Here is an 18,799-nt window from a genome sequence, read left to right as displayed (position 1 = left end):
TTCATTTTCTGTCTACGGGCTTCGATACGAAAACCTCTCTCGGCGGCCTGAACGAAACCGTTATACCCGATAATGCGTTTCGCTGACAATGACTCCATCAACCAATACGTGCGTGATCGCCGGGAAATGGTTTGGCAGTTCTTGAACAATCAACAGATCTGCTTTTTTCCCTGCCTCAATCGATCCAACCTGATCGTCAATGCCAACCGCCTTCGCCGGATTCAGCGTTGCCATCCGCACCATTTCCGGAAGTTGCTGTCCCTGATGCTCCATCATGAAGATTGCATGCAGAATACTGGCAGGATAGTAATCCGAGCACAGAATGTCCGCAATCCCCTCTTTAATTGCCTCGCTGGCCGTAAGATTACCGGCATGCGAGCCGCCTAAAAGAATATTGGGCGCTCCGACCACCGTCAGCATTCCACGACGATGAGCTTCGGCGCAGACTTCCATCGTAATTGGAAATTCTGAAATTGTCGCATGGAAATCCTGAACCACATCCAACTTTTCAATTGTATCATCATCATGAGAAGCAATCGCAATTCCCTTTTCAAACGCTTTGTCGGCAGCCGCCTGAATTTTGTCAAGCGTCAGCGTTTCATGATTCATGCGGCGATGAAGTTCTTCCTCCACTTGCGCTTCACTCAAGCCCTCGTCTGAAATATAGGATAATTTGTAAATTTCCAGATCACGATACTGCCCTTGTCCCGGCGTATGATCCATAAAAGAAAGCAAATGCACATATCCCTTATCAATATAATCCAATACTTCTTCATAAGCATCAATATTATCCAGCTCAAAGCGCAGATGAAAACGATGGTGAATCAGATGCAGCTGACTATGGCTGCGATCGATCAGTTCCATCAGCCGACGGACGTTCTCTGGACGGCGCATCGCCTTTTTCCCCGTGTTTTTTAACAGCGAAACAGAATGAAACATCGTCGTAATGCCATGTGCCATCAGTTCTTTTTCGTATTCATACAAAGCCAGTTCAAAATCGATCACGCTGGTTACGCGCGGGGCGATCATCTGTTCGACATAATCGGAATGGATATCGACAAAGCCGGGAATCAACCAGCCGCCATAGCCGTTAATCCGTTCGTCAATTTCCCCATCGACAGGCGAACCTTCCGGCTGAATTTTAAGAATCTGCCCTTGGTCAATTACAACCTGACAGCCGTCGAGAATTTTTTCAGGTGATACAACACGGACGTTTGTAATCAGTTTCATTGTTTATCCTCCTAAAGAAGCGAATACACTAGCTGCTGCGTATATGGATGCTGCGGGTCCTCCATAATTTGATCCGTCAGCCCCTGTTCGATAATCTGACCTTCCAGCATTACAATCGTACGGTCTGCCAGCATCCGAATTACAGCCAAATCATGCGAAACGACAATCATCGAAACACCGCTTTCCCGTTGAATTTGTTTTATCAGGTCCAGAACATTTGCCTGAACGGAAAGATCCAACCCGGTCGTTACTTCATCCAGCAGCAGCACCGGAGGATTATTCGACAACGCCTTTGCGATCTGAACGCGCTGCTGCATGCCGCCAGAAAAAGTCTTCGGCTCATCCTTGCGGCGATGAGCGGGAATGTTGACTCGATCCAACAACGCAACGCCACGGCTTTCCATCCTATTTACGTTACGGCATCCAGCCGCAATCAGTTTTTCCGCGATGTTGCCGATCGAAGAAAAGTTCATCTTAAGGCCAAGATACGGATTCTGATAAACCATTCCCAGCACCGTATTGCGGATAAACCGCTGTTGTTGAGGCGACTCGGCAAAAAGATTAGCACGGCCGTTTTTATAGGTTCGAATCGTGGCGGTTCCTCCGCTGACCTCCTGATCAAAATACAGACAACGCATCATCGTCGACTTTCCACTGCCCGATTCTCCGACTACTCCGAGGATTTCCCCATCATACAAATCAAAATTCAAATCCCGGCAGGCGTAAACCGTACCGCAATACGGACAGTAATTGCCGACTAATTCATCGGTTTTCCCGTTCTGACAATGCGCGCAGCCTGTACCAAATTGCTTGTTGAGATGGCGTACGCTCATTAATGGTGTTTCGATCTTTTCCATTAGTTTTCCTCCCCGCGGTTGCGGCGCGCCAAGCAGTAGCTCGTATCGTTGCATTGATACCGAACCGTTCCATCCTCTTCCAGAATTTCATCCAAATACACATGCTCAGCGCCGCACAAGCTACATTTTTTCCCGGCAAAGCTTTCCGGCTCAAACGGCACGTCTTCAAAATCAAGGGAGACAACCGAAGTGTACGGAGGGACAGCGTATATTTTTTTCTCACGCCCGGCTCCTAAAAGAATTAAAGCATCGCTATGATCCATTTTCGGATTATCAAATTTCGGAATCGGCGAAGGCGCCATGACATAGCGGCCTGCTGTGCGAACCGGATGATCTGCCCCGGTTGCCATTTGTCCATATTTCATAATCTGTTCAAAAAGCATCAACCATGCTCCGCTGTATTCAGCTTCGGCATGCAATTTTTTCGTCAACCTTTCACTCGGTTCCACATGCCGCAATGGCTCAGGCGTCGGAACCTGAAGCACTAAGATCTGTCCGGCACTTAACGGCACCTCTGGAATCCGGTGGCGCGACTGAATCAGCGTTGCCTGTTCCGTATCCTGAGTAACCTGAACGTCAGTGGTGGAGGTGATCAAATTTTTAATTGAAATAGCGTTCACGCTTTCATCACTGCCCTGATCGATCACTTTCAGATGATCCTCCGGCAGAATACACGACAACGTAAGCTGTAAGCCGCCGGTTCCCCAGCCGCGGGCGATCGGCATTTCACGAGAAGCAAAAGGAACCTGATATCCCGGAATCGCAACTGCTTTTAATGTTGCTCTGCGAATCTCACGTTTGCTGCCTTCGTCAAAAAAGGCAAAATTGATATGCTCGTTCATGCTTGTTCCTCCCTGACTTTCCGGGCGCTGTTTAATTTAGCCTGGAATGTAACGTAATGCGGCAATTTTAAATGAGAAATAAAACCGGTGGCCTCAATGCTGTCGACATGATATAGAACGAATTCTTCATCCGAAGTCGCAAAATTGCTCTCCGGATGCATTAAGCATTGATCCAGAATGCTCATCGCGATCGCCTTGGTTTCGTTCTGACCGATGGCAATGCCATATCCAATTTCAAAACCGATCTGCTTTCTGCCATCCTCATCCTGACGCGTAACCGGAATTAAGCTTTCCACTTCCGTCGCTTTAATTTCACCGATCACATATTCGTTTTCTTCATCTTCGGCATTCGCAGGGTCCGCAATCGTTACCGGCAGCCGGCCAACCCGCAGTTCGCACACTGTCGGATGCGCCACACCATATCCGCGCAGTGATGCATAGCCTAAAGCCGTCACCGCTTGCGTCATTCCTCGAGTTAAAATCTGCAGCCGCATCGAACGGGGACACGGGAAGGTCAGCGTTTCCTTAGTCGCATCTTGGGGTTGGGTATCGTCCTGTTTCACGGGTGCGATTAAACCTTGGGAGCGCAGATAATCCGTCACTTTCGGCATCCGCATTGTTTCTGGCGCAGGAGCCGTTTCCTCGTCTTCCGCTTTGAACTGCCGAAGAATTTTTTGAATCTGTTCATCGGATTCGTCCATCAGCTCGAAGTCCAAAAGTCGGTGAGTATAATCGTAAGAGGTTCCCAAAATTTGTCCGCCTGGAATATCTTTAAACGCAGCTGAAATCCGACGTTCAATCTGCATATCCGAGCTTTCAACCGTCGTTGAATAGTAACGGCGCGGTAATGTAGATCGATAAGCTCGCAAAAGAAATACGGCTTCCTCCATCGAGCCTTCCGCCTGCTTGATGGCCAGAGCAGCCAAAGAAGGACAATAGATCGAGCCTTCGCTCATCACCTGATCGATCAGCAGGCGCATCGAATTCTCTATCGTCTTAACCTTGGCGGCCGTTCCTGAGAGCAAACGTTCCTGCTTCAATCGGAGAATACTTTGTTCAATGGCAATTTTTCCGCCCTTCACCGCTACATAAGCCATGTTTCTGCCTCCTTGTTTATTTGAGTTGTTCGTGGTAAACAAAGAATTTGCCCTGCCGAATCAACAAATATCAAATCCACGCCCAACGGAAATTCAGCATTTTTTTCCGTCCGTGCCTCGATCCAGTCAGCCTGAATTTCAATCTGACATCGAGCTGAATTCTCGATTCCCGGCCCTTTCATCACCAATTCGCCGTCACCCTTCAATGCGTCGCATTCCACGATCAACGTCGCGCCTAACTGCGGATCTTCCAGCGTCCCGCCGCCGACCTGTTCAATCACCGACGGCAGCGCTGTGTTCACTGATTTTGTCATCAACACATAGGCGGCTTTTTCCATTGACTGGATTGGACAATAGGTCAGCTGACTGATTTTTCTTTCAAATGCCTCGTCCGCGCTGAAAGCGCAGAAAGACGTATCCGCATCCAGCAAAAGCTGAATTAAACACTGCATGGCGGGTAAGCATCCCAAATCCAGACGGATTACCGCAGATTCTTCACTCAGTGACTGAATCGTACCTGGTCGTGCCATCGCGTCCAGCACCTTGCGATATACGCGATGAAGACTATAAACCTGATCTTTATTCATTAACTTCTCCTCATTCTGTGTCCATGGTTTCAAAGTTGACACGAGTTTTTAATATCTGCTGATTTTCATGAATTCTTTGCTTTCGCTGCAATTCGCCCTGTTCCCGGATCATTGCCGTCAACATTTCGCAGCATTCCAGCGAAGCGTTGTAGGCTGCGTCAATAACGGCCAAGCAAAAGCTTTTTTCCAGTTGATTTTCCTGCAGAATTCCGATACCTAAAACGCCCTCCACCTCAACTTTGCACTCACTGACAACCATTTCCGTAAAATAGAACAAACTGTTTTGAGCACTTTCCCGCATTTTGACCATAACCAGGGATAGCTGCGGATCCTCAACGACTCGAATTGGATGCTCACTTTCAATTTTCTGCTTTAGCGTAGTCAGAAAATCCAGTGAACAATGAATCAGAATTTGTGTACGTTCTTTTCGTTTCATTCTCCAAATCCTTTCCTCAGATAACATCGACATTATATTCCATTTCGAAAATATCTTTGTAAATCACCAGTTAAAAGTTGTTTAAATTTAAATCAGTAAATTTTAACAAAATTGATGCTGTAAAAATGAAAGCGCTTGGTTTTATATTAAGCATTTTGATTTGTACGAATAATAATCACATGTTCCGCACTCTGTCCCATATGTTTCTTTTTCTTAACATTTTATTCGTTATTCTTCCTTCTGACTGTTAAAGTCAAATTGTAGGTTTACTCTACATCAAGCATAATTCAGGCCCTCCCCTTAAAATCATGCTTAGAGGAGGTCATGCGTTCTTCCCAGATTCTTATATTCACAAAAATACTTGCGCTGAAGTTAATTTGCAGTTAATTCAGAAAAGACCTGATAAATTATGATGGAAATTATCATCTTGGAATATTCATTTACACAAGAATCAACTTCAATAAAACGAGGCTCACTAAAAAAGATGAGTCCCCTTACCGGAACTCATCTATATTTTTCTTATTTTGTTTTTCCTTTCACCAGCACTATTTTTGAAAAGAATCTAATAAATGTAGACTATACTAACAAAACCGCGCGCAGCGCATTGAGGAAAAACTCCGGCTGATCGATCATCGTATTATGTCCGGCGTTGGGAATCAGGATCAGCTGCTTCCGCGGCGTTTCGATCCCCGCGAAGTATTCCTGCGCGATCGGATACGGCGTCTGCCAGTCCTGATCGCCTAACAAATAGTACACTGGGACTTCGTAATGCCGGTCCATCGCTTCCAGATCAAAGCTCATCAGTTCCTGAAGCAACGGCAGCTGCAGCTTGAAATCAAGGTTGAAGTAGACTGAGAACTCGCCGGGGTTGACATCGGGCGCCACCAGCATTTGCCACAGAGCTTTCAGCGAGATTGGCGCAGCGAGATGATATTTCCGCTGCAGCCTGCGCACGGCCATCATTTTATCCATCATTTCCTGATCAAATTGCGTTTGGGGATACGGCGTCAGTGCCAACAGCCGCTGAACGTCGTGATCCGCTCCGGCGATCCGCGCTTTCTGCAGCACCTTCTGATAGCCGGTTTCTTCGTTGCGCCGCATACTGACAACCTGACCGACGCCGACGTAGGCTTTCACACGGTCAGGATACTTGCGAACAAACATCGTGCCCAGCACGCTACCCCAGGAATGACCGAGAATGAAAATTTTATCCTGATGGTATTGGGCACGCAGCACATCGCAGATCTCGCGCGTGTCCTCGATCAGCTGATCCAGCGTCAGTGAAGAAGCCAGCTCCTCCTTCTGATCGGCGTTGATCTGCAGCGTCTTGCCGCACAACCGCTGATCCCAGTTCACCACCGTGAAATACTTCTCCCATTCACGCTGATACAGATAGCGCGTCGGCATCGCGGATTCACCCGGTCCACCATGCAGAATTAACAGCACCGGATTTTCATCGTTTTCCGTGCGATGCACCAGATACTGTTGAATGCCGTTGATCATCCGGTATTCCTTCAGCTCAAACCCGGTGTCTTGATCAAAACGCTGCTTTCGCTGATTGACCTCGCGCTGCACGGCATACGCCGTCCCCACCGCGGCGGCGGCGCCGAAAGTTGTCAGTAAACATTTTGTACTGAGTTTCATGTATGAAGTCCTCCTTTATTGGATTACCCGTTCCACGCTGACCACGCTGTTCACCTTTTTGAGATTGGCGATCAGCGTTTTTAAATGATCATAATCGTCGACCAGCAGCATGATTTTTGTCGATACCGTCAATTCTTCCTGATTGACGGAGGAATTGATATTCTGCAGCGATGCCTTGCATTGCGAGATGACCGTCATCAAATCAGTTAACAGGAAATTGCGGTCGTGGCTGTAAATCTGAATCGTCGCTTCATATTTGCGCGGTTCGCGGCGGTCGTCCCATTCCACATCGATCAGCCGCGATTTCTCATTGGCGACGTTCGGACAGTCCCGGCGGTGAACCTTGACGCCGTTGCCCTTGGAGATATAACCGACGATTTCATCGCCCGGGATCGGGCTGCAGCAGCCGGCCAGCGAAATCATCATCGACTCGATGCCCGGCACGATAATCCCGGATTTGCTCGGCGCTTTGCGGGCTGGAGAAAACGACCGGCTGACCGTTTCATTATCCAGAATGATCGGTTTTTTCTGATTTGTCAGCTTTTCAATGACGCTGATCACCGAGATCGACTTCACGGCGATCCCGTACATCAGATCGGTATAGGAGCCGACCTGAAACGCCGTCAGAATGCTTTCAATCTTTTTCCGTTCAAAATAATCCTTTTCCGGATAGCCGCGTTTTTTCAGCTCGTCGCGGATGATCTGTTCGCCCCGTTCGATAAACTCCTGTTTCTTCTCGACTTCCTTCTTCTGCAGGAAGCCGCGGATCTTATTTTTCGCATGGTTGGTCTTGACGAATTTCAGCCAGTCCTCGCTCGGTCCCGCGGACTGCTTGGACGTCTTGATCTGCACGACGTCGCCGGTTTTTAACGGCGTGTTCAGCGGCACCAGCGTTTCGTTAACCATCGCGCCGACGGTGGAATGGCCGACCTCGGTATGCACACGGTAGGCGAAGTCAATCGGCGTGGAGCCGTTAGGCAGCTCGATGACCCGCCCTTTCGGCGTCATGACATAGACGTTCGCCTCAAAGATATCCTTCTGCAGCGTATCCATGTATTCGTTCGGATCGTCGCTGAGATCGCCGGTCAGCGCCGACAGATCACGGAACCACGACAGCTTCTGTTCGATTTCACGCTGTTCCTTATGCGGATCATACTTCGTGCCTTCCTTGTAGCGCCAGTGCGCCGCAATGCCCATCTCTGCGATGCTGTCCATCTCCTCGGTGCGGATCTGAATCTCAAAAATGCGCCCTTCATCGCCGACGATCGTCGTGTGCAGCGACTGGTACATGTTCGATTTCGGCACCGCGATATAGTCCTTCAAGCGCCCGGGGATCGGACGATAAGCCGCATGGATATAGCCGAGGATTTCATAACAGTTCAGCTTAGTCTGGGTAACGATCCGGATCGCTAACAAATCGAGGATTTCCTCAAACCGTTTGTTCTTCGTCTTCATCTTTTTGTAGATGCTGTAAAGATGCTTACTGCGGCCGAAAATCCGGAATTCGATATTTTTTTCCTGCAGCATTTCGGAAATATCGCGGATCATGTGCTTGACCTGTTCGTCGCGCATCGCCTTTTTCTCTTCGACCAGATGCGCGATCTCATAGTATTTCTCGCGGTCAAGATAGTAAAAGCTAAGATCCTCCAATTCGTTTTTGATCTCGCTGATACCTAAGCGGTGAGCGATCGGCGCGTAGACCTGCAGCGTTTCCGCCGCGATCTTCTGCTGCTTTTGCGGCGGCATGTACTGCAGCGTGCGCATGTTGTGCAGCCGGTCGACCAGCTTGATCACGATTACGCGGATATCGTTGGCCATCGCGATAAAGATCTTACGATGATTTGCCGCCTGATATTCCTTCTCGTCCTTAAATTTCAGATTGCCGATCTTGGTGACCCCTTCCACCAGCATCGTGATTTCTTCATCGAAATCCGCGCTCATCTGCTCGGCTGAAACGCCGCAGTCCTCCAGCACGTCGTGCAGAAGCCCCGCGCAGATCGTCCGCGGTCCGACCTTCATCGTCGCCAGGATATAACCCACCTGGGCGGCGTGGATCATATACGGTTCCCCGCTGCGGCGGAATTGCCCCTGATGGTGTTCCTGCGCATAGCGGTACGCCCTTTCGATCAGAGCCAGGCTGTCCGGCTCCTGGATGTAGGTTTTCACCTCATTCATCAGCTCATCCAGCGTGATCATCGTATTCCCTTTATCCACAACCCATTCCCCCTTTTTTGAGAAAAACCGAAGAGAATCCTCTTCGGCTTATTCGTAGGACATCAACGTAAAGACTTCGTAGCCCGCCAGCGCCTCGCGCCCTTTCAAGCCTTCCAGCTCGATCAGAAACGCACAGCCGACAACCACGCCGCCCAGTTCTTCGATCATTTTAATCGTGGCCTGAACGGTGCCGCCGGTCGCCAAGAGATCGTCGACGATCAGCACTTTCTGCCCCGGCTTGATTGCGTCCTTGTGCATGTGCAGTTCGTTGGATCCATATTCCAGATCGTAGCGGTAGCTGATCGTTTCACGCGGCAGCTTGCCCGGCTTGCGGACCGGCACAAAGCCGATATGCAGATTCGCGGCCACCGGACAGCCGAAGATGAAGCCGCGGGATTCCGGCCCTGCGATCACTTCCGCGCCGACCTGTTCGGCAAACTTCTGAATTTCTGATGTCGCCGCGTGGAACGCTTCGCCGTCGCTCATCAGCGGCGTAATATCGCGGAACAGCACGCCCGGCTGCGGGAAATCAGGAATTGAAGCAATATATTTTTTAAAGTCCATGGATGGATGCCTCCTATAATACCGTTATTATAACAAATTTTTATCAAATTGAACTGTTTTATTCAACAGTTTCCACAAGAATCGAGCACTTTTCCCGCCCGCGGAAGCGGTTGATCTGCAGCTGACCGATCCAGCTGACCGGATGCGGATTGTCCAGTTCCCGGTTAAAGCTGATCGCGTCGATCAGATCGACGCCGTTGGTCGTCTGCCATTTCGGATAAACTTCTTTCATTTTGGCGTATTGCAGAATCGTCAGCCCGCTGACCTCAAAGGTCACCGGCTCAAACTGCTGCCCAAACGGAGCCAGCTGATCCAGCTCATGCAGCGCCGCCAGATTGATTTCCTGAGCGCTGACCGGCAATACCTGCAGCGTCGGCTCCTGCAGCGCTAAATTTAGCGTTTTCATTTTAGCCAGGATCGCCTGCCTCAACGGTTCCAGCTGATCCGCCGCGACTTCGATGCCGGCTGCCTGAGCATGGCCGCCAAACTGGATCAGATACCCGCGCAGATCCTCAAAGAAGGTCTGGATATCCAAACCCGGTACGCTGCGCACCGAGCCTTTGTAGCCCTGAGCGCTGGGCGCCAGCACCAGCGTCGGCCGGTGTGTTTCGTTCATGATCCGGCCCGCGACCAAACCGATGATGCCTTCATGAAATTCCTTATCCGCAATCACATGGAAAGGATCCTCATGATGCATCTGTTCCATCGCCGTTTTGGTCATCTTGTCGCTCATCTGGCGGCGCTTCTGATTAATCTGGCGGATCTGCGCCGCTGCGGATTCGATCTGCGCCGGATCTTCCAGCAGCAGATAGCGCACGATGTTGTTGATATTGCACAGCTCGGCCAGCCGGCCGGCGGCGTTGAGCTTCGGCACGATCTGGTAGGCGACTTCCTTCTCCGTCCACAGCTCGCATTTCTTTTCGTTGAGCGCTTCGATCGCCGTAAACTGGCGTTCGTTAAGATATTTCAGTCCCAGCCGCACCAGAATCCGGTTTTCTTCCCACAGCGGCATCATATCGGCAATCGTCGCGATTGCCGCCAGCATGATCGGCCGTTTGCGCGGTCCCGTCATCGCCATTGACAACTGCAGCGCCACCCCGGCTCCGCAGCAATACTGCCATGGCCTGCCCATCCGCGACGGGTGCAGCAGCGTCAGACATTCAGGCTCCTGCTGGATTACGTGATGATCGGTGACGATCACTTCCACGCCCAGCTGTTTCGCCAAGGCCAGCGCGGGATGCGCCGCCACGCCGTTATCCACGGTCAGGATCAGCGAATAGCCCTTTTCCCTGGCCAGCTGCACGGTCTGCGCAGATAAGCCATAACCCTCGTTGAGCCGGTGGGGAACGTAAAACCCGTTGACAATTCCCGTTCGGTCAAGCGCCTCTTTCATGATTGCGGTCGCGCACAGGCCATCGGCGTCATAATCGCCGGCGATCAGCACTTTTTCATGACGCTGACGCGCGGTGTCCAGCCGTTTTAAAATCTGCGTGAGTTCCGGGCTTTGGCAAGGATGCAGCGTCAGATCCGGATTCAGCACCTGACGGATTTGTTCATCGTCCTGGCAGCGGCAGGCCAGCACCTTCGCGCACAGTTCGCTGACGCCAAATTCCTGCCGGATCCGTTGTTCTTCGCCGTTGGTTTCAATTCGTTCAATTTTCATATTTTTCACCTGTATTGTTTATTTTATCATAAAATACGCTGTCTGTCTGGGCTCGCGCTCCTTTCAAATGCACAAAAGGCGGCTCGCGCCGCCTTCCTGATGGTTAATCGTTGATGCCTGGAATCGTCAGTTCGTCCAGTTTTTCTTTTTTGACTTTCTTCTTTTTCTTTTCCTTCGGCTTCACATGGGTGCGGATAGCATACCACATCTGCGGCGCGATGAAGATCGAGGAGAAGGTGCCGGCGATCAGACCGACGAACATCGCGAAGTTGAACGTGACGATCGCACCCGATCCCATCAACAGCAGCGCGATGATCGGCAGCAGCGTTGTGATCGAAGAGAAGACGGAACGCACCAGCGTCTTATCCAGCGAGTCGTTGACGATCTGCTTGTAATCTTCGTTTGTCAGCTTCGGCTTGCGGCTTTCCGCCACCGACTCGCGGACGCGGTCGAAGACGACGATCGAGTTGTTGATCGAATAGCCGATGATCGCCAGAATGACGGAAATCAGCTCGATGTTGATTTCCATTCTGAAGATGGCGAAGATCGCCAGAACGATTGCAACGTCATGAACCAGCGCGACGATACAGCTGACCGCATAATCCCATTTAAAGCGGATCGTGATGTAGATCAGCATCGCCACCCACGCCAGCAAGGACAGCGCGATTGCGTTCTTGACCAGCTCGCGGCCGACGACCGGCGTAACGACGTTATCGTTTGGCTCAATTCCGTATTTCGCCGTCAGCGTTTCCTTGATCGAGGTCAGCTGATCCTGTTCCAACGCCTGGTTCAGCGTGACGTAAACAACCTTATCGCCGGAAGCCTGCACGCGGCTCGGCTTGTAGCCCAGCGCTTCAAAATCACTGCGGACCTCGTTGGTATTCAGCGTTTCATTGGATGAAACGGTAATCTTCGTGCCGCTGGAGAAGTCGATCCCCAGATTCATCGCGCCCTTGCCGCCAAAGCCGTTGACGCAGATCATCACGACCGCCGCCGCCAGAATAATCAGGCTGGTTGTAATCAAATACTTCGCCTTGCCGACAAAGTCGACCTTCTTAAACGGACCGAAGTAAAACTGTTCCTGACGCTTGGCCACATCCGGAATATTCGACTGCTTCACGCCGAACCAGGTCTTCTTGTTGTCCAGCGCGCCGGACTTCACGATCTGATTGACTAAGAAGCGGGAGACATACACGTTTAACACCATCGTGCAGAAAACGGTGACCATCAGCATCGTCGCAAAGCCCTTGACTGCGCCGGTGCCGAAGATATACATGATCAACGCCGCTAAGAGCGTCGTGAACTGCGCGTCGAAGATCGTCGCAAACGAAGTCGACTGTCCTTCTTTGACGGCGTTCTGAACGGAACGGCCGGCGTACAGTTCATCTTTGATTCGTTCGAAGGTGATGATGTTCGCGTCCACGGTCATGCCGACGCCTAAAACCAGCGCCGCAATGCCCGGCAGCGTAAAGACGCCGCCCATACCGCCGTAAATCGCGAAGACCGCGAAGATGTACAGCGCCAGCATCACGTCGGCAATCACGCCCGCGAAACGGTAGACGACCAACATGAAGACCATGACTAACGCCACGCCGACGATGCCCGCCGTCGCAGTCTTGTTAAACGCGCCGATGCCATAGTCGGCACTGACGACGTTGGAGTAAATTTCTGTCATCTTGACAGGCAGACTGCCGGAATTGATCAGCTCCGCCAGCTCGCGCGCTTCGCTTTCCGTAAAGCCGCCGCTGATGACGCAGTCGCCGGAAATTGCCGACTTGACCTGCGCCGCGCTGATATACTTCGCTTCGCCCCCGGCCTGCGCTACGGCCGCTTCCTTGACATAGGAATCGCCGTCTTCATAATCCAGCCAGACAATCATAATGTTGTTGCCGGTTCCCATTTCGGAAACCTTCTGCGTGATTTCCGCAAACTTCGCCTGATCGGCAATCTTCAAGCTGACGACCGGCGCGCCGTTTTCATACCCTAAAGAAGCGCCGCCTTCCTTGATGATGCTTGCATCGGAAAGCAGGTTGTCGTTGACGTCGCGGAACGTTAAGTTCGCGGTCGAGGAAATCACCCGCCGGGCTTCCTCCTGATCCTTGACCCCCGCCAGCTGCACGCGGATGCGGTCGTTGCCTTCAATCAAAATCTGAGGTTCGCTGACCCCCAGTACGTTAATGCGCTTGCTGACGCTTTCCGCCACCGCGGACATCGCCGGCAAATCTTTGCCTTCCTGCAGCGGGCTGATCTGATAGACGATCTCAAAGCCGCCCTGCAAATCCAAACCCAGCGTCGTGTTTCTGGCGACATCCTGCGCGAAGATGCCGATCATTGCAAAGATGGCAACAACAGTCACGATGAAGACCGTTAAACGACTTGTTCTTGTCCCCTTTTTCATACGTTTCTTCCTCCTATTAAATCGCTAAACTCTGATAATTCTTGATGATACCCTTCAATGATCGCCTGCTTTGACAAAAAGCGGACAATCTGATCTGCCGATAAAGATAATATATCATTTACAGCCTCGTGTAAAGTCTTCGGTTGATTCCTTTTCCACACCAGCTTCTGCATGACATCCTCAAGATTTTTATAGTTTAGGCCGGGAAGCTGTTCACGCTGCAGCTGCTGCAGCTTCAGCATCAGAGTGAGCTGAATCTGCTTATTTTTCAGATCCAGGGATTCCATCTGAACTCTCCCCTTTCTTAATCATACTTATTTATTATAAATCATACTTTATAAAAAGTGGAGGAAAAAGTAATGAAAAAAGAAATCATTCGATCAACTGTCCATCTCCTTACCCTTTCATTGATCGCAAAAATCCTTTCCTTTTTTGTTCGGATCGCCTGCGCGCGCGTTCTCAGCGCCGAGGCGATGAATTATTACAGTCTGACGATGCCGACGACGGTGTTCCTCATCACGCTCGGCCAGATGGGGCTGCCCAGCGCCGTCAGCAAGATCATCGCTTCGCGTCAGGACTACACGCCGGTGTTAAAAGCGTCCGTTCTGCTTTCGGTGATCAACAACCTGCTTCTGACGGTCTTTTTCATCCTCGTGATCCCGTTGCTGGCAGCCGTCGTCTTGAAGCAGCAGGTTCTGATTCCGGTGCTGCGGGCGGTCGTACCGATCATTCCGCTGGTCAGTGTCTCGGGGCTATTGAAGGGGTATTTCATGGGCCGGCAGGAAATTATCCCGCCCACGGCCTGTCAGATCAGCGAGGAAATCACACGGATTCTCTTTCTGATCGGCTGCTTCACGCTGGCGCCGACGACCGATCCGGTTAAAATGGCGTCGATCGCGGTGTTTTCGATGTCGGTTGGAGAAATGGGCAGCATCGTCCATCTGCTGATCGCGCTCAAACGTAAAAAAAGGGTGCTGCATCACGTCAGCACCTTAACCGATTCCCTGCATTGGCAGACCGTCAACGAATTGCTCAGCCTGTCGCTGCCAATGACCGGCAGTCGTTTAATCGGTTCCCTGACAAGCTTTCTGGAGCCGATGTGTCTCGTGCTGTTCGCGGGCGTCCTGCTTCAGCAGCAGCTGATCACAACCTATGGTCAGCTTAACGGCTACGTCATGCCGTTATTGACGCTGCCCAGCTTTGCGACGATCGCTCTAAGCAACTGGCTGCTGCCCTCGTTTACCTACCAGGCCAGCCGGCACCGCATGGACCATGCCCGCAAACAATTCTTTCAGATCGGCTTGTGCTGCCTGGGGATCGGCTGCGCCAGCGGACTGACGTTGTTCTGCTTTGCCGAGCCGATCTGCCAGCTGCTCTATCACCAGACGCAGATGGTCGGTTTGCTGCGCTCGCTGGCTCTGCCGTTTATTCTGTATTCGATCCAGCCTTGCTTAAGCAGCGTGCTGCACGCGCTCGGCCAGAGTCAGAAGGCGATGATCGACACGACCTGCGGCTGTCTGACGCGCTTAGCCTGCATCAGCTTTCTGACGATTCCCTTCGGCACGCAGGCGGTCGGAATCGCGTTAGTCAGCGGTATGCTGGTGACGACCGTGCTGCATCTCGGTCGGGTTCTGCGCTGTCTTTTTCAGGACGAAAAAGCCATTCTTCTGCCACAGGCATAAGAACACATCCGCCGGATCCGAGATGCCTTCGGTTTCCAGCTGTTCGCGCAGCCATGCCTCGTCCTTGCCGATGGCCTGAAGCACCTGCCGCTGCACGATGCCGTCGGAGATCAGCGGGTCTTTCCACTTCAGCTTGCTGGCGTCTTTTTTTAACACCGTCAGCGTGCCGCTGTTTTCCAGAATCGCAAACTGAACCTCCTCCGGCGTTGAAATATCCTTATCACGCAGCTGATACATTAAATCGTCGATCGTATAGCGCTGCTTCTTCATCTCCATCTGGTCGATCATGCCGTTATAGATGATCAAACTCGGCTTACCTTCAAAAAAATCGCGCCATTTCTTCTTTTTCAGGCAGGCCCAGGCGATGAGGATCTGCAGCACCGTCAGCGTCAGGATTGCGATCAGCGCTTTCCAGATACTCTGGTCCGGTTCGGATATGGACAGGGCGTAAACCTCCGACATGACGAAATAAATGACGATATCCAGCACGCTCAGTTCGCCGACCTCGCGCTTGCCCATCACCCGCAGCGAGATGATGATGATCAGATAGAAAAAAATACATTTTGAAATGAGTTCAACATATTCCACTTTGACTTCCTCCTGTTGACATAATTCAGCATTTCCAGCGTAAGATGGGAGTGAGGTGACATCATGAAACACTTGCTTGACCCCTATCTCAGACTGGCCGCCGTCTTTCTCGGCGGTTCCCTCTTAGTTTCGTTCTTATTCAGCGTTTTATACTATTTTAACTGGATGGGAACGCCGATTTATCAAATTGGCTGTCTTTTATGCGGCGTGCTGCTGTACGCAGTGTGCGGAATTCTATTCGCTCAGAAAGCCAAGCGCAAGGTGCTGCTGCAGGCGCTGGTGCTGTTAATCGTGCTGGTGGTGCTGGGCGTGCTGTTGATGGAAGAGAAAAGCTGGGCTGCTCTGGGCGCGCTGGCGGCGAAGGGAATCTGTTTTCTGGCCGGCTGCGTCGTGATGATCGGCAAACATAATTAAACTCTTTTCCCTTTGGACGGCGATGAAAATGCCCATCGCCTTTTTTATTGTTTGAGCGCGGTCATCCTAAAAAACAGGGCGTGCGGTCCCGGGATTCCATACTTGGATGATCCTACCTTAAAAAAGAAAAAATTGTGAACTGATCTTTCTCCTCTTCTATTTCAAGCTTTTCACCTGCCGGCGGATTTTCAGACAACTTTACCTTGTAGAAGCACAGAAACGCCTATGACTTTTCGCGATCAATCGTTTTAATTAGAATGGATTAAGGTTATCGCATAAAAAAAGGAAACATCAGGTTCGCTGATCTTTCCTTTATCGTTCTGCTTTCTCTTTTCATCCGGAAGTTCCGGCTTTGTTTTCTCCATTACGTCCGATGATTCAACCCCTGGGCGCTGAATGGCAAACACTAATCGTTGATCATCATATTTAAAATGACCTGATCGGTGATCCGCATTCCATCCCGGCTCAGCTTGCCGACGGCGTCGATCGTCTGTTCGATGTCATGCTTGATGATGCCGGTATCTTCCTCAAACGCGATGTTGTTGAGCGCCATCTGATGCGCGATCACGCCGCAGCTTAAAGCGGAAGCGATCTTGCTGGCGCAGGAAGGCTTTGCCCCGTCGCAGATCATGCCGGAAATTGTCCCGGCTAAATTCGTAATTGTCATCTCAATCTGACGCAGATTGCCCCCAGCCAGCCAGGTGATCGCGCTGAACGCGCCGCACGCCGCGCTGACGGCGCCGCAATAGGCCGACAGCCGGCCGATCCCGGTCTTTAAATGCACGGTGATCAGATTGCTTAAGGCCAGCGCCTGGAACATTTTTTCCTCGCTGATGCCTTTTTCCCGGGCGTACACGACGACCGGGACCGAGCAGGTCATGCCCTGATTGCCGCTGCCGGAATTGACGACGACCGGTAGGTTGCAGCCGCTCATCCGCGCGTCGGAACCGCTGGCGGCGTACGCGATGACCTTCGTAAACAAATCGTTGGGATTGTTTTTCATCATAATCCGGCCGACCTGCGAACCGAATGGATTCTTTAAGCCTTCCTCAGCGATCGCCATGTTGCATTCCACCTGCTTTTCAAGCAGCGGCCGGATTTCGCTGAGATTTTCATTTTCAACATAAGCGACGATTGATTCCACGGTCAGCCGGCTGCGATCAATCGCGCTGACTGGCTGACTGGAACAATCATCCTTATCCAGCAGAACTTCTCCGTTCTTTATAATTTTCGTAATGTTGGTGTGCTCGCGCTTGATCTGCAGCTGAACCTGATTTTCAGCCTGTTCCAGAACCGCCCAGATCTGCAGGTTTTCCTCGCCTTCAATCAGCTCCACCTTGCATAAATCACTCTTTAACAGCTCCTTGACCCGCGCGACGTCCTGCGCCGTGCTGCCGGCGATGACCTGCAGGCCTTTTGACGCGTCGCCGCAGACGACGCCCATCAGCGCCGCGGTCTTAATTCCTTTTAAATTCACGGTGTTGGGCACGACGACGCCTTTCACGTTCTTCACAATGTTGCCGGAACAGCGCACCGTCATTTTCTCCGGGAACGCCTCCAGTACTTCTTTGGCCTTCGCGCAGGCATAAGCGATCGCGATCGGCTCGGTGCAGCCCAGCGCCGGAATCAGTTCTTCTTTTAATATTGGATAGACAAGCTCTTTAATCCCTTCAGGCATGGATATTCCTCCTCGTTTCTTTTCTGCTTCCTGGGTCGTATTCCCCTCAGCTTTTTTACGGTATCAAAACCGGATTGATCTGGTTTTTTACTCTGCTTTCATTATACCGTGTTCCCAACGGAAATTCATCCAGAAATTCGACCGGAACTCCGATTTATTTCCCATGTTTTTCTGTCCGCTGAAAGCGCTGACTTAACTCCGCTTTCCCGCAAAAAAACCGGACAGGTCATCCGGTTAGGTTCTTACCCGAAATTGGACAAAGAAAAAAGTCACGCAGGATAAAGCTTCATTTAACGCTTACTCCTGCCAGCTTCTTTGTATGGACATTCTATGTCTGCTCGAAACCGAGTAAGAGCCTCAGTTACAGAGATTCGTTTCGGTTTTCCTCTGCGGATTGGGTTTGAATTGCCTGCAGCGTCTTTTGAATATCCTTCGCGATCAACCGCTGCATCGTTTCCGGCACATCCTGGATCTGCGCGTTGGTTAAAGCGGCGAGGATCGAAGGCTTGAGCGAGGGATGCGAGGCACTCAGGGAAGGCAGAGCCTGAATGCACTGACGGCGTGTGATCGGTTTGGGATCCTGAATCAACGCCAGGCAGAAAGGCAGTGCGGCAGCGCAGGTCTTCTCCTCTACCCAGCGGGCATTGGCCCCGATCAAAAGCAGGCCGCGGGTGCGGACATAAGACTGAGGATCCTGAAGCAGCGCCACGAACCTGTCAAAATAGTATGAAACCTCCGCGCGGGTCTCACTGATCGCCAACAGGTGCTTCAACGCCTGATACGCGGTCTTCTGATCTTTGTTTTTCAGTTCTTCAATCTGAGCTTCAATCGGATTCATCTGCGATCACCTCGTTCTCATTAGACCATTCTGACCTCATTCCGTCAACCCTTTCCGCCGATGGATT

Annotated in this window: 17 protein-coding genes; 2 read left to right on the top strand and 15 right to left on the bottom strand. The window is 51.2% G+C overall.

From position 1 onward, the window contains the following. Positions 1–60: 60 nt before the first annotated feature. From phnM to I2D94_RS07210, 12 genes are all read right to left on the bottom strand, one after another. Positions 61–1,230 (bottom strand): phosphonate metabolism protein PhnM, encoded by a 1,170-nt coding sequence (phnM, locus tag I2D94_RS07265; protein WP_195396154.1) that lies wholly within the window; start codon positions 1,228–1,230, stop codon positions 61–63. Between the two features lie 11 nt (positions 1,231–1,241). Continuing rightward, on the bottom strand, positions 1,242–2,087 hold the full coding sequence (locus tag I2D94_RS07260; RefSeq protein WP_195396153.1) for an ATP-binding cassette domain-containing protein: 846 nt from the start codon (positions 2,085–2,087) through the stop codon (positions 1,242–1,244). Further along, positions 2,087–2,929, bottom strand: a complete 843-nt coding sequence (locus tag I2D94_RS07255; protein ID WP_195396152.1) for an alpha-D-ribose 1-methylphosphonate 5-phosphate C-P-lyase PhnJ — start codon at positions 2,927–2,929, stop codon at positions 2,087–2,089. Before I2D94_RS07255 ends, I2D94_RS07260 begins: the two co-directional genes overlap by 1 nt. Next, positions 2,926–4,026, bottom strand: a complete 1,101-nt coding sequence (locus I2D94_RS07250; protein WP_195396151.1) for a carbon-phosphorus lyase complex subunit PhnI — start codon at positions 4,024–4,026, stop codon at positions 2,926–2,928. The genes I2D94_RS07255 and I2D94_RS07250 overlap by 4 nt, the downstream gene beginning before the upstream one ends. Next, positions 4,014–4,613: a phosphonate C-P lyase system protein PhnH gene (phnH, locus tag I2D94_RS07245; RefSeq protein ID WP_195396150.1), complete on the bottom strand. Its 600-nt coding sequence runs from the start codon at positions 4,611–4,613 to the stop codon at positions 4,014–4,016. Before phnH ends, I2D94_RS07250 begins: the two co-directional genes overlap by 13 nt. Positions 4,614–4,623: 10 nt before the next feature. Next, on the bottom strand, positions 4,624–5,049 hold the full coding sequence (phnG, locus tag I2D94_RS07240) for a phosphonate C-P lyase system protein PhnG (RefSeq protein ID WP_195396149.1): 426 nt from the start codon (positions 5,047–5,049) through the stop codon (positions 4,624–4,626). 576 nt (positions 5,050–5,625) lie between these two features. Next, the gene (locus tag I2D94_RS07235) at positions 5,626–6,693 is read right to left on the bottom strand and encodes an alpha/beta fold hydrolase (RefSeq protein WP_195396148.1); all 1,068 of its coding nucleotides are present in this window, start codon (positions 6,691–6,693) and stop codon (positions 5,626–5,628) included. A 15-nt stretch (positions 6,694–6,708) separates the two neighbouring features. Continuing rightward, complete coding sequence (locus tag I2D94_RS07230) at positions 6,709–8,889, bottom strand: bifunctional (p)ppGpp synthetase/guanosine-3',5'-bis(diphosphate) 3'-pyrophosphohydrolase (RefSeq protein ID WP_072683643.1); 2,181 nt, start codon at positions 8,887–8,889, stop codon at positions 6,709–6,711. A gap of 66 nt (positions 8,890–8,955) precedes the next feature. After that, positions 8,956–9,471 (bottom strand): adenine phosphoribosyltransferase, encoded by a 516-nt coding sequence (locus I2D94_RS07225; RefSeq protein WP_195396147.1) that lies wholly within the window; start codon positions 9,469–9,471, stop codon positions 8,956–8,958. A 58-nt stretch (positions 9,472–9,529) separates the two neighbouring features. After that, the gene (locus I2D94_RS07220) at positions 9,530–11,134 is read right to left on the bottom strand and encodes a DHH family phosphoesterase (RefSeq protein WP_195396146.1); all 1,605 of its coding nucleotides are present in this window, start codon (positions 11,132–11,134) and stop codon (positions 9,530–9,532) included. A 103-nt stretch (positions 11,135–11,237) separates the two neighbouring features. After that, positions 11,238–13,532 carry a protein translocase subunit SecD gene (gene secD, locus I2D94_RS07215; protein ID WP_195396145.1) on the bottom strand — a complete coding sequence of 765 codons (2,295 nt, stop codon included), beginning with the start codon at positions 13,530–13,532 and terminating at the stop codon, positions 11,238–11,240. Further along, positions 13,529–13,819: a post-transcriptional regulator gene (locus tag I2D94_RS07210; RefSeq protein ID WP_006060801.1), complete on the bottom strand. Its 291-nt coding sequence runs from the start codon at positions 13,817–13,819 to the stop codon at positions 13,529–13,531. The genes secD and I2D94_RS07210 overlap by 4 nt, the downstream gene beginning before the upstream one ends. Positions 13,820–13,891: 72 nt before the next feature. Here I2D94_RS07210 and I2D94_RS07205 point away from each other — a divergent pair, with 72 nt between their 5' ends. Then, positions 13,892–15,214 (top strand): oligosaccharide flippase family protein, encoded by a 1,323-nt coding sequence (locus I2D94_RS07205; protein ID WP_195396144.1) that lies wholly within the window; start codon positions 13,892–13,894, stop codon positions 15,212–15,214. Here I2D94_RS07205 and I2D94_RS07200 read toward each other — a convergent pair. Further along, the gene (locus tag I2D94_RS07200; RefSeq protein WP_195396143.1) at positions 15,116–15,802 is read right to left on the bottom strand and encodes a DUF421 domain-containing protein; all 687 of its coding nucleotides are present in this window, start codon (positions 15,800–15,802) and stop codon (positions 15,116–15,118) included. The two genes, I2D94_RS07205 and I2D94_RS07200, sit on opposite strands and share 99 nt — an antisense overlap. 63 nt (positions 15,803–15,865) lie before the next feature. Here I2D94_RS07200 and I2D94_RS07195 point away from each other — a divergent pair, with 63 nt between their 5' ends. Beyond that, entirely contained in the window at positions 15,866–16,216 is a 351-nt protein-coding gene (locus I2D94_RS07195) for a hypothetical protein (RefSeq protein WP_006060798.1), read from the top strand. 406 nt (positions 16,217–16,622) lie between these two features. On the opposite strand, the gene I2D94_RS07190 is transcribed toward I2D94_RS07195, so the two are convergent. Next, on the bottom strand, positions 16,623–17,894 hold the full coding sequence (locus I2D94_RS07190) for a serine dehydratase subunit alpha family protein (RefSeq protein WP_195396142.1): 1,272 nt from the start codon (positions 17,892–17,894) through the stop codon (positions 16,623–16,625). A gap of 361 nt (positions 17,895–18,255) precedes the next feature. Beyond that, complete coding sequence (locus I2D94_RS07185; protein WP_195396141.1) at positions 18,256–18,732, bottom strand: SufBD protein; 477 nt, start codon at positions 18,730–18,732, stop codon at positions 18,256–18,258. Positions 18,733–18,799 lie beyond the last annotated feature (67 nt).

It is taken from the genome of Holdemania sp. 1001302B_160321_E10 (assembly GCF_015552275.1).
GTDB lineage: Bacteria > Bacillota_I > Bacilli_A > Erysipelotrichales > Erysipelotrichaceae > Holdemania.
Note: the sequence above shows the minus strand (reverse complement) of the source record. Positions and strands in the feature narration are given on the sequence as shown.